General features: G+C 46.8%; 13 protein-coding genes and 1 tRNA gene. 11 read left to right on the top strand and 3 right to left on the bottom strand.

Annotated features, from left to right (window positions below; translation table 11 throughout):
• Window positions 1-138: 138 nt before the first annotated feature.
• Window positions 139-214: transfer RNA gene (locus HMPREF2572_RS03350), tRNA-Asn, on the bottom strand.
• A 176-nt stretch (window positions 215-390) separates the two neighbouring features.
• Window positions 391-879 (bottom strand): NemA protein, encoded by a 489-nt coding sequence (locus HMPREF2572_RS03345; RefSeq protein ID WP_070496254.1) that lies wholly within the window; start codon window positions 877-879, stop codon window positions 391-393.
• Between the two features lie 395 nt (window positions 880-1,274).
• On the opposite strand from HMPREF2572_RS03345, the gene dapF reads away from it, so the two are divergent.
• The 4 genes from dapF to HMPREF2572_RS03325 all read left to right on the top strand — a co-directional run bounded on the left by dapF (window position 1,275) and on the right by HMPREF2572_RS03325 (window position 4,502).
• A complete protein-coding gene (gene dapF / locus HMPREF2572_RS03340) occupies window positions 1,275-2,126 on the top strand; it encodes a diaminopimelate epimerase (RefSeq protein WP_070496253.1) in 852 nt (283 codons plus the stop codon).
• Window positions 2,123-2,731, top strand: coding sequence for a hypothetical protein (locus tag HMPREF2572_RS03335; protein WP_070496252.1), 609 nt, complete (start codon window positions 2,123-2,125; stop codon window positions 2,729-2,731). Before dapF ends, HMPREF2572_RS03335 begins: the two co-directional genes overlap by 4 nt.
• A 125-nt stretch (window positions 2,732-2,856) precedes the next feature.
• Window positions 2,857-3,789: a cysteine synthase A gene (gene cysK / locus HMPREF2572_RS03330; protein WP_003741809.1), complete on the top strand. Its 933-nt coding sequence runs from the start codon at window positions 2,857-2,859 to the stop codon at window positions 3,787-3,789.
• Window positions 3,790-3,989: 200 nt separating this feature from the next.
• Window positions 3,990-4,502 (top strand): lipoprotein, encoded by a 513-nt coding sequence (locus tag HMPREF2572_RS03325; RefSeq protein ID WP_070491548.1) that lies wholly within the window; start codon window positions 3,990-3,992, stop codon window positions 4,500-4,502.
• 68 nt (window positions 4,503-4,570) lie between these two features.
• Here HMPREF2572_RS03325 and HMPREF2572_RS03320 read toward each other — a convergent pair whose 3' ends face one another.
• Window positions 4,571-4,969, bottom strand: coding sequence for a YkvA family protein (locus HMPREF2572_RS03320; RefSeq protein WP_070496251.1), 399 nt, complete (start codon window positions 4,967-4,969; stop codon window positions 4,571-4,573).
• Window positions 4,970-5,253: 284 nt separating this feature from the next.
• Here HMPREF2572_RS03320 and sodC point away from each other — a divergent pair, with 284 nt between their 5' ends.
• The 7 genes from sodC to gltA all read left to right on the top strand — a co-directional run bounded on the left by sodC (window position 5,254) and on the right by gltA (window position 11,416).
• Window positions 5,254-5,823 (top strand): superoxide dismutase family protein, encoded by a 570-nt coding sequence (gene sodC, locus HMPREF2572_RS03315; protein ID WP_009312049.1) that lies wholly within the window; start codon window positions 5,254-5,256, stop codon window positions 5,821-5,823.
• A 629-nt stretch (window positions 5,824-6,452) separates the two neighbouring features.
• On the top strand, window positions 6,453-6,830 hold the full coding sequence (gene sdhC, locus HMPREF2572_RS03310) for a succinate dehydrogenase, cytochrome b556 subunit (RefSeq protein WP_003779309.1): 378 nt from the start codon (window positions 6,453-6,455) through the stop codon (window positions 6,828-6,830).
• Window positions 6,824-7,165, top strand: coding sequence for a succinate dehydrogenase, hydrophobic membrane anchor protein (gene sdhD, locus HMPREF2572_RS03305; RefSeq protein WP_009312048.1), 342 nt, complete (start codon window positions 6,824-6,826; stop codon window positions 7,163-7,165). The genes sdhC and sdhD overlap by 7 nt, the downstream gene beginning before the upstream one ends.
• Window positions 7,166-7,167: 2 nt before the next feature.
• Window positions 7,168-8,931 (top strand): succinate dehydrogenase flavoprotein subunit, encoded by a 1,764-nt coding sequence (gene sdhA / locus HMPREF2572_RS03300; protein WP_070491556.1) that lies wholly within the window; start codon window positions 7,168-7,170, stop codon window positions 8,929-8,931.
• Between the two features lie 124 nt (window positions 8,932-9,055).
• Window positions 9,056-9,763, top strand: a complete 708-nt coding sequence (locus HMPREF2572_RS03295; protein WP_070496250.1) for a succinate dehydrogenase iron-sulfur subunit — start codon at window positions 9,056-9,058, stop codon at window positions 9,761-9,763.
• Between the two features lie 3 nt (window positions 9,764-9,766).
• The gene (locus tag HMPREF2572_RS03290) at window positions 9,767-10,015 is read left to right on the top strand and encodes an FAD assembly factor SdhE (protein WP_003741791.1); all 249 of its coding nucleotides are present in this window, start codon (window positions 9,767-9,769) and stop codon (window positions 10,013-10,015) included.
• Between the two features lie 117 nt (window positions 10,016-10,132).
• On the top strand, window positions 10,133-11,416 hold the full coding sequence (gene gltA, locus HMPREF2572_RS03285) for a citrate synthase (protein WP_070496249.1): 1,284 nt from the start codon (window positions 10,133-10,135) through the stop codon (window positions 11,414-11,416).
• Window positions 11,417-11,465: the final 49 nt, after the last annotated feature.

Genomic DNA, 11,465 nt, shown 5'->3' with positions numbered 1-11,465 from the left:
GGGGATTTTGGGGAATTTTGCAAAGGTCTCGATTGTAGAAAACAGCTTGACCGATGGGAAAATGAATTGGCTCTGAAGAAGCTAAAGTGGAGTCGGTAAACAAAAAAGCCTGAACATTGTGTTCAGGCTTTTGAAATTTGGCTCCCCGACCTGGGCTCGAACCAGGGACCTGCGGATTAACAGTCCGTCGCTCTACCGACTGAGCTATCGGGGAATAGGGATGCATTATATCGTCTGAAAAAAAAAGTGTCAATAATATTTTTCAGATGAAGGGTAGTAATGTTACAAATATTTGAATGTTAAAAGTATTTATTTTGTGAATAGTTGTGTCGGAAATCAATAGGTGCAAATGGCAGCAGGTGCGGTTGCTCTGTCAGGGCGCTATTTTGTCTAATATTTTGCGCTGACAAGCTTGCCGTTGCGGAACTCTTGGTGTTGCATTACGGTGCCGTTATAGGCGTATGTGGTGAGTGAGCCGTTGCTTGGTGTGGCTCGGAATTGCATTAGTTGGTTGCGGCTTAAAGTATAGGGGTCTGTCCGCTTCCGGCTATTGTCGCTGTAAAAATCTTGTACGGTATATTGATCGCCGCGTTTGTTTTTCAGCTGGCGGTAGTAGCCGCCTTTGACGGCGCTGTTGCTGGGATTGCCGTGTGTATCGAAATAAGTCACGATTTGTTCGTCAATAATATTGATGCCGTCTGTGTTGTTTGGGGCGGTTTTATTTTTGTCTAAGGCAATCGGTATGTTGACGGAAGTACCCAGTCCGACATGGTGTCCGATACCGGTTCCTATGCCTAAACCGATGGACATGCCGGGTGTGCCGGCGGTGCAGGCGCAGAGTGTGGAAGAGAGAAGAATGAGGGGTATTGAGTGTTTCATGGCATTTCCTCGCTATGGGTAGGAGTGAAAATGAACCTGATTGCAGGTGGTAACGGGAAGGCGTGGTTTTCGTTGGACAGTTTGCGGTTGGAGACTTTTTTATTGAATTATATCGTCTTTATATAGTAAAGGACGTTAGTTTTGATAAAGGCGGAAGAAAGAGGAATTAAGGTTGTATGGATAATGAGGGCAGCGGTATGAAATCGGGAAAATCTGCGATATAGCATATATATAGTGTAGAATGCCGTTCAGACGACCCTTTAGACGGATTTTTTGTAAATTAAAGGGGCGTTTTCGGTAAAACTGACCTTACGATGATGGGGTAACGCTATCAAAGTTTGAGAAGATTTGGGTATTTGGTTGCTATTTGATCGATAACGAATTCTGGAAAAACAATGAAAACCTTGAAATTTACCAAAATGCACGGTTTGGGCAATGATTTTATGGTGGTAAACGGTATCGGGCAGGATTTTGATCCGCTTACTGCGCCGCTTGCCGAATGGTCCGACCGTTTTAGAGGAGTGGGCTTCGATCAGTTGCTGTTGGTGGAAAAGCCTTCTTCCGATGCGGTCGATTTCCGTTATCGTATATTTAATGCGGATGGCAGCGAAGTAGAGCAGTGTGGCAACGGTGCGCGCTGTTTTGCCCGATTTGTGGCGGATAAAGGTTTGACCGATAAAAAGGAAATTTTGGTTGAAACGGCTAAGGGTGTGATTATTCCTAAGCTGTTGGACAATGGTTTGGTTACCGTGAATATGGGCAAACCGCGTTTTACGTCGTCTGAAATCCCGTTTGTGCCGGTTCCTGACGAAGCGGAAGATGCTTTGACGCATATGGTGATGGTCGGTTTGGAGACGGTACAGGTCAGTTGTGTGAATATGGGCAATCCTCATGCTGTGATCGTGGTCGAGGATGTACAGACTGCGCCCGTGGCTCATTGGGGCGAAGCCATTGAGTCGCACGAGCAGTTTCCGGAACGTGTCAACGTCGGCTTTATGCAGATTGTCGATAGGGAATCTATCCACCTGCGCGTATTTGAACGCGGTGTGGGTGAAACTCAGGCTTGTGGTACGGGGGCTTGTGCGGCTGTGGTTGCGGGCGTCCGTTTGGGGTTGCTGGCAGAAGGCGTGCCTGTAAAGGTTTCGCTGCCGGGCGGGGATTTGTTTATTACTTGGTCGCATGGTGAGGACGTTTTGATGACCGGTCCTGTTCAAACGGTATTTGAAGGCGAGTTGCAGTATTCATGATTTGGACGAATTTGGATTTTCTCGCCGTTGTTGCTTATGGGCTGGTGTTTTTTGGATTGATTTTCCGCGCTGAAATGTTCCAGTGGTTTTGGGCTTCGGTTGTTTTGTGGCTGGGTGTGTCGATTTTGGGATCGCAGCTTTTGCCGGGAATGTGGGGGATTACCCATGTCGGTCCGTTGTTTGTCCCGCATTTTTATCTGACTTTTGCCAGTGTGTTTTTCTTTGCTTTTCATTGGAAAAAGCAGGCGGATACTGATTTTTGGCAGGCGGATTTACGGCATCCGTTTTTGAGTGTGTTTGCCGTCAGCAATGTGTTGATGACTTTGGCTTTTGTGTCGATTATCGCTATATTGTATTTTATGCTGCCGGGCCGTTCTTTGGCTTTTACGTTGCCGGCTTTGTTGAAATTGTACGCGCTCAAGCCTGTTTATTGGTTTATTTTGCAGCTTGTTATCATGGCCGTTTTTTATCTGCACCGCAGAAGCATTGCCAAGCAGTCGCCGGCGGTGTTCAGTAAAGCACAGCTCAGACTGGGCTGGCTGATGGCTTTGGTCATGCAGGTTTTGGTAACAGGAGCTTTGGTCGGAGAAATCGGGCTTCATTAAGAAAAAAATTTTGCGAATCAAGCCAAACAACCAAAAGTTATAAAGAAAGAAATATTCGATATTGGTTTTTCAGACGACCTGTCTTTAATATACAGGTCATATCACATCAAAATCTGGAGTAGAAAATGAAGATTGCAAACAGCATCACCGAGCTGATCGGCAACACCCCTTTGGTCAAATTAAACCGTCTGACTGAAGGTTTGAAAGCCGAAATCGCTGTCAAACTGGAATTTTTCAATCCCGGCAGCAGCGTGAAAGACCGCATTGCCGAAGCGATGGTCGAAGCTGCTGAAAAAGCGGGCAAAATCGGTAAAGATACCGTAATTGTAGAAGCGACCAGCGGTAATACGGGTATCGGTTTGGCAATGGTGTGCGCGGCACGCGGCTATAAGCTGGCGATTACTATGCCTGAAAGCATGAGTAAAGAACGCAAAATGCTGCTGCGTGCGTTCGGTGCGGAATTGATTTTGACTCCTGCATCAGAAGGCATGGCTGGTGCGATTGCAAAAGCCCAAGCCTTGGTGGACGAGCATCCTGATACTTATTTCATGCCGCGTCAATTTGATAACGAGGCAAATCCTGAAGTACACCGCAAAACAACCGCCGAAGAAATTTGGCGCGATACGGATGGTAAAGTTGATATTTTTGTGGCAGGTGTTGGTACGGGCGGTACAGTTACCGGCGTAGGCGAAGTGTTGAAAAAACACAAACCCGAAGTCAAAGTTGTCGCCGTAGAACCTGAAGCCTCTCCGGTTTTGAGTGGTGGCGAAAAAGGTCCGCACCCGATTCAAGGCATTGGTGCCGGCTTCATTCCTACCGTATTAAATACCAAAGTATATGACAGCATTTCCCAAGTCCCGAACGAAGCGGCATTTGAAACTGCCCGCGCGATGGCGGAAAAAGAAGGTATTTTGGTCGGTATTTCTTCCGGTGCGGCAGTGTGGAGTGCGTTGCAGCTTGCCAAACAGCCTGAAAATGAAGGCAAACTGATTGTCGTGCTGCTGCCTTCTTATGGCGAACGCTATCTTTCTACGCCTCTGTTTGCCGATTTGGCATAATAGAGTTGAGAAAATAAGTGATAAAAAAGACCGCTTTGGCGGTCTTTTTTCGTGGTTTCGTGCTTTGGTGTGGCACAAAAATGAATTTAAGGTGTCATATCGTGTAAAGATTGGAATGTAAGATGAAAGTTGTTGTAATTCAGTCAACAGAAAAAGTCAGATTGATATAGAATTTGGTTATCTGGATAATCCTGATTATAATGGTAGACATGAAAAAATATATCCCCATTTTATTTGCGTTGGCGGCACTTGCCGGTTGTGAGACCATTTATGTCCCAAGCTTGCAAGAAGTGCCTGTCCGTCCGACTAATGTTAAGCCTAACGTTAAAGCGACTAAGGCTGAAAAACCTGCAGCGTTCAGTTTGGCTTCTTCGCATTGGAGTGATGTTTCAAAAATCCGCGATGAGGCAACGCGTTTGAGCTATCAGGTCAGCCAAGGAAAAATGACTAAAGTTCAAGCTGCGCAATATCTGAACAAGTTCCGCATTCAGCTTGTTGGTCGCAATGTTGTGGATGACAGTGTATATGAGGTTTATCTGCGTTCTGCCGTTGACAGCCAACGAGGCGAAATCAATACCGAACAATCCAAGCTGTATATCCAAAACGCTTTGCGCGGTTGGCAGCAACGTTGGAAAAATATGGGCAACAAACCTTCTAATCCGGCATTTACCAACTTCCTGATGGAAGTGATGAATATGACTCCGTTGAAATAAGTTTCACATTTCAAACAAAAGGTCGTCTGAAAATTTTCAGACGACCTTTTGTTTTGGGTCTTAGATACTTATGATGCCTTGCGCAGCAGCTTTTCGGTTGCGACTCTTGCCCGTTCTTTAATGTCTTCGGTCAGGTAGGTTTTCATCTGGCTATACACCAAAGTAATGACGGCAATGTCGTCGCTGAATCCCAAAGGACCCAGCAAATCGGGGATGCTGTCGATAGGGCTGAGGAAGTAAACCAATGCACCGACAATAATCATCTTGGCGCGTCTGGGCGTATGTGGGGAGTCCCAAAGATAATACAGCGCATACAACTGACGGACGATGGGTTCACCTAATCGACCTGCAAAACGAGCGAGTTTGTTGAGAAAGCCCGTTTTGTCCAAATTGCGCCTTCTGAATTTTGGGATAAAGTTTTCCGGATCGGAAGACTGGGTGTATTGTTTTTCTTCGGAATGTTTCATAACAAGCCTCGCAGTAATTGAGTGGAAAGGGTTTGCCGTAATGCGGGCACAGTATAAAGCGGAGTAAGGCAAAGAAATGTCAGTTTTGCCTAAACGAGGCAAAAATTATGGTTGACTACTTCTTTATCGTAGCTGTTTCATATTATAAATAAATATTATTTCGATTAATGGAAAAGATAGAAAAATCAAATGGCTTTGATAGCTAATAACATCTTAAAAATACTCGATTTACTCCCCATTTTGTTTAGAATACAAAGGGGCTTTGACATAAAAAGGAGATATAAATGAAATTTAAAACACTCGTAGCTGTTGGTATCAGTGCAATCTGTGCTGCGGGAGTGGTCAATGCGCATGAACACAAACATGACCACATGACACCTGCCGGTGCTTCTATTAAAGTGAAAGTGCAACAACTTGACCCGGTTAATGGTAATAAAGATGTAGGCACTGTAACGATTACCGAATCCAAGTACGGTTTGGTCTTTACTCCAAACTTAAGCGGATTAGAAGCTGGACTGCATGGCTTTCACATTCATCAAAACCCAAGCTGTGAGCCGAAAGAAAAAGACGGTAAACTGACTGCAGGCTTGGGCGCCGGCGGCCACTGGGATCCGAAAGAAACCAAAAAACACGGTTTCCCATGGCAAGATGATGCCCACTTAGGCGATTTGCCTGCATTAACCGTATTACACGACGGTACAGCCACCAATCCGGTTCTTGCGCCACGCATCAAACACCTTAATGAAGTTCGTGGTCATTCTATTATGATCCACGTTGGTGGCGACAATCATTCCGATCATCCTGCTCCGCTTGGTGGTGGCGGTGCACGCATGGCGTGTGGTGTGATTAAATAAGTTGATTGTTGTAAGCAAAAAGTGCGGTTAAAAATTTTGAACGTTTTAACCGCACTTTTATTTGCAATGAGATCTGCTTCAGCACTATAGCGTCAATCAGCTGTTTGTCTGAAGCCCGTATCATTCCGCTATGGTTGCAGCGCTGTCTTTTTGAAGGCATTAGTAGAAATCACACCATCGATATGACGTATGACGCAAATCTTTATTCACTAAAATATTGCAGTTTTGTAATAGAAAAATAAGAGGGTCGTCTGAAAAGTTGCCTGTTGAAATTTTGTTTTGAATGCAACGTTTTATCCCATAAGGTTATGGTTGTTTTGCTTGTGGATGCGTTGGTAAATGATATTAATTCATATTTTTATCAAAAGAAACAGGATATTAATACTATTTTGATGGTGTGAGATTGTGCGAAACTGATTAAGCGGTAGTGGAAAAAATGTTGGTTTAAGTATTAATAGAGATGTTTATTGTTATTGGTAAAGTTTATGATGTTTTTTGGTAAAATTTATTAGATTGTTTATAAATTAGACTGTTCAAAATCGGATAAAACAGGTAAATTATAGTTTATGTAACTCGATGTAATTTGAGTTATTGGTTTTGAGCTGATAAAAAATACAGAGGAACTGGCTATGTCCGTCAAACCGCGTCCTGTCTTTTTGGAGATTCCCAATATACGTTTGCCTATACCGGGAATTGTCTCCATCTTGCACCGCATCAGCGGGGTAGGATTATTTATAATGCTTCCCGTTTTGCTGTATCTCCTGTCCGGTACGTTAAGCCGCGAGTCGGCGTTTGAAACTTACCGCGCCATCGTTTCCAATCCTTTGGTCAAGTTGATTCTAATCGGCGTGTTATGGGCTTATCTGCACCATTTTCTCGCCGGTATCCGTTTTTTATTTTTGGATGCACACAAAGGCCTTGAGCTGAATACTGCGCGCAATACTGCCAAATTGGTGTTTGCCGCTGCTTTGGTGTTGACCGTTGTTTTGGGAGCGTTGTTATGGTAGAGCGTAAATTGACCGGTGCGCATTACGGTTTGCGCGATTGGGCGATGCAGCGTGCGACTGCGGTTATCATGTTGATCTATACCGTTGCACTTTTAGTGATTCTGTTTACCCTGCCTAAAGAATATTCGGCATGGCAGGTATTTTTCGATCAAGTTTGGGTGAAAGTGTTCACCCAGGTCAGCTTTATCGCCGTATTTTTGCACGCTTGGGTGGGTATCCGCGATTTGTGGATGGACTATATCAAACCCTTCGGCGTGCGTTTATTTTTGCAGGTTGCCACCATCGTTTGGCTGGTCGGCTGCTTGGTGTATTCAGTTAAAGTAATTTGGGGGTAAGTATGGGTTTTCCTGTTCGCAAGTTTGATGCCGTGATTGTCGGCGGTGGTGGTGCAGGTTTACGCGCAGCCCTCCAATTATCCAAATCCGGTCTGAATTGTGCCGTTTTGTCTAAAGTGTTTCCGACCCGTTCGCATACCGTAGCGGCGCAGGGCGGTATTTCCGCTTCGCTGGGTAATGTGCAGGAGGACCGTTGGGACTGGCACATGTACGATACCGTGAAAGGTTCCGACTGGCTGGGCGACCAAGATGCGATTGAGTTTATGTGTCGCGCCGCGCCTGAAGCGGTGATTGAGTTGGAACACATGGGTATGCCTTTTGACCGCGTGGAAAGTGGCAAAATTTATCAGCGTCCTTTCGGCGGCCATACTGCCGAACACGGCAAGCGCGCGGTAGAACGTGCTTGCGCGGTTGCCGACCGTACCGGTCATGCGATGTTGCATACTTTGTACCAACAAAACGTCCGTGCCAATACACAATTCTTTGTGGAATGGACGGCGCAAGATTTGATTCGTGATGAAAACGGCGACGTCGTCGGTGTGACCGCAATGGAAATGGAAACCGGCGAAGTTTATATTTTCCATGCTAAAGCCGTGATGTTTGCTACCGGTGGCGGCGGCCGTATTTATGCGTCTTCCACCAATGCCTATATGAACACCGGCGACGGTTTGGGTATTTGCGCCCGTGCAGGCATTCCGTTGGAAGATATGGAGTTCTGGCAATTCCACCCGACCGGCGTGGCAGGTGCAGGCGTGTTGATTACCGAAGGTGTACGCGGCGAGGGCGGTATTCTGTTGAATGCCGACGGCGAACGCTTTATGGAACGCTATGCGCCGACCGTGAAAGACTTGGCTTCGCGCGATGTGGTTTCCCGCGCAATGGCGATGGAAATCTACGAGGGTCGCGGCTGCGGCAAGAACAAAGACCATGTATTGTTGAAAATCGACCATATCGGTGCCGAAAAAATTATGGAAAAACTGCCGGGCATCCGCGAGATTTCCATTCAGTTTGCCGGTATCGACCCGATTAAAGACCCGATTCCCGTTGTGCCGACTACCCACTACATGATGGGCGGTATTCCGACCAACTACCACGGCGAAGTCGTTGTGCCGCAAGGCGACGAATATGAAGTGCCGGTAAAAGGTCTGTACGCAGCGGGCGAGTGCGCTTGTGCTTCCGTGCACGGTGCGAACCGTTTGGGCACCAACTCTCTGTTGGACTTGGTGGTGTTCGGTAAAGCTGCCGGCGACAGCATGATTAAATTCATCAAAGAGCAAAGCGATTGGAAACCTCTGCCTGCGAATGCTGGCGAGCTGACCCGCCAACGTATCGAACGCTTGGATAACCAAACCGGTGGCGAAAATGTTGATGCGCTGCGTCGCGAACTGCAACGTTCTGTCCAACTGCACGCCGGCGTGTTCCGTACCGATGAGATTCTGAGCAAAGGCGTTCGAGAAATCATGGCGATTGCCGAACGTGTGAAACGTACTGAAATCAAAGACAAGAGCAAAGTGTGGAATACCGCACGTATCGAAGCTTTGGAATTGGATAATCTGATTGAAGTGGCAAAAGCGACTTTAGTGTCTGCCGAAGCACGTAAAGAATCGCGCGGCGCACACGCTTCAGACGACCATCCTGAGCGCGATGACGAGAACTGGATGAAACATACGCTGTATCATTCAGATACCAACACCTTGTCCTACAAACCGGTACACACTAAGCCTTTGAGCGTGGAATACATCAAACCGGCCAAGCGCGTTTACTGATGCGTTTTCAGACGGCCTCCGTATCACAAGAGGCCGTCTGAAAATCAAATACACCACCACACTGAACAGCCTGAACCCATAACATAAAACCATCAGGCGGTTTATGAGAAAAGGAACACTTCTCATGGAAAAAATGAGTTTTGAAATTTACCGTTACAATCCGGACGTTGATGCCAAACCTTATATGCAACGTTACGAGTTGGAGCTGGAACCTACCGACGTCAAACTTTTGGACGCGCTGGTGCGCCTGAAAGCACAAGACGACACCCTGTCTTTCCGCCGTTCCTGCCGCGAAGGTATTTGCGGGTCGGACGGTATGAACATCAACGGCAAAAACGGCTTGGCGTGCCTGACCGATTTACGCAGCCTAAAACAGCCTGTCAAAATCCGCCCGCTGCCCGGTCTGCCCGTCATCCGCGACTTGATTGTGGACATGACCCAGTTCTTCAAACAATACCACTCCATCAAGCCTTACGTCGTTAACGACAACCCGATCGATTCCGACAAAGAGCGTCTGCAAACTCAGGAAGAGCGTAAAGAGTTGGACGGTTTGTATGAATGTATTTTGTGCGCCTGCTGTTCGACTGCCTGTCCGTCGTTCTGGTGGAATCCCGACAAATTCGTCGGTCCGTCCGGTTTGCTGAACGCCTACCGCTTCATCGCCGACAGCCGAGATACCATTACCAACGAACGTTTGGATAATTTGAACGACCCGTATCGTCTGTTCCGCTGCCATACCATCATGAACTGCGTGGACGTATGTCCTAAACACTTGAATCCGACCCGTGCCATCGGTAAGATTAAAGAAATTATGTTGAAACGAGCCGTTTAAGAAATGATGGTTTTTGACGATATTGCCAAACGGAAAATCCGTTTTCAAACCCGCCGGGGATTATTGGAGTTAGATCTGATTTTCGGCAGGTTTATGGAAAAAGAATTCGAGCAATTAAGCGATAAAGAGCTGTCCGAGTTTTCCGAAATCCTTGAGTTTCAAGATCAGGAGCTTCTTGCCCTGATCAACGGGCATTCGGCGACAGACAAGGAACACCTTATCCCCATGCTTGAAAAAATCAGACGAGCTTGACGTATTAGAAATCCGCCCGCCTTTCGGCGGATTTCTAGGATACGGAGGTCGTCTGAAAACAAAGACCGTGCTGCATAGGCAGTAACGAAAGCCCCAACTTACAAAGGAGCGATAAATATGTCCAAATCAATTAAACTCAACGTACCCAATCAAGAGGATTTAGAACTGCCCGTATTGGAAGCGAGCATCGGTCATGACGTGGTCGATATCCGCACGCTGACGAAAAGCACAGGTTTATTCTCATTCGACCCAGGATTCGTTTCAACAGCAAGCTGCGAATCTAAAATCACTTATATCGACGGTGATGAAGGTCTGCTGTATTACCGTGGTTATCCTATTGAACAGCTTGCCGAAAAATCCGATTATTTGGAAGTCTGCTACCTGTTGATTTACGGCGAATTGCCGACACCTGAACAAAAGGCAGAATTTGACAATACCGTCCGCCGTCATACGATGTTGCATGAACAACTGACTTGGTTCTTCCGCGGTTTCCGTCGCGACGCACATCCGATGGCGATGATGGTCGGTGTGGTCGGTGCGTTGTCTGCGTTCTATCAAGACAGTTTGGATATTACCAATCCCGAACACCGCAAAATCGCGATTTACCGTTTGATTTCAAAAATCCCGACGATTGCCGCGATGTGTTACCGTTATTCTAACGGTTTGCCGTTCAATTATCCGAAAAACAATCTTTCTTATTCCGAAAACTTCCTTCATATGATGTTTGCCACACCATGTGAAGACTACAAACCTAATCCTGTATTGGCGCGTGCGCTTGACCGCATCTTTATCCTTCATGCTGATCACGAGCAAAATGCTTCAACTTCGACCGTCCGTTTGGCAGGTTCTTCAGGCGCGAACCCGTTTGCCTGTATCGCTGCCGGTATTGCCTGTCTGTGGGGTGCGTCCCACGGCGGTGCGAACGAAGCGGTCTTGAAAATGCTTGACGAAATCGGCGATGTATCCCGTGTTGCCGAATACATGGAAGGCGTGAAACAGCGCAAATACCGTCTGATGGGCTTTGGCCACCGCGTGTATCGCAACATGGACCCGCGCGCCAGCATCATGCGTGAAACCTGCCATGAAGTGTTGAAAGAATTGGGCTTGGAAGACAGTCCGAAATTCAAACTGGCGATGGAATTGGAACAAATCGCTCTGAAAGATCCGTTCTTCGTTGAGCGCAAACTGTACCCCAACGTCGATTTCTACTCAGGCATCGTCCTGTCCGCGCTGGGTATCCCGACCGAAATGTTTACCGTCATCTTCGCTCTGTCGCGCAGCGTAGGCTGGATTTCGCACTGGCATGAGATGATTAGCGATCCTTCGCTGAAAATCGGTCGTCCGCGCCAACTTTATACTGGTGCCGTACGTCGTGATTATGTACCGGCGGATAAACGCTGATAATCGGTATATTAATATGTTGCCGGAGTTTTATTTGAGAAAGCCGAAT

Source organism: Neisseria sp. HMSC064E01 (assembly GCF_001808875.1).
GTDB classification, from domain to species: domain Bacteria; phylum Pseudomonadota; class Gammaproteobacteria; order Burkholderiales; family Neisseriaceae; genus Neisseria; species Neisseria sicca_A.
The sequence above is the reverse complement of the archived record's forward strand: the minus strand, read 5'-3'. Positions and strand labels throughout refer to the sequence as shown.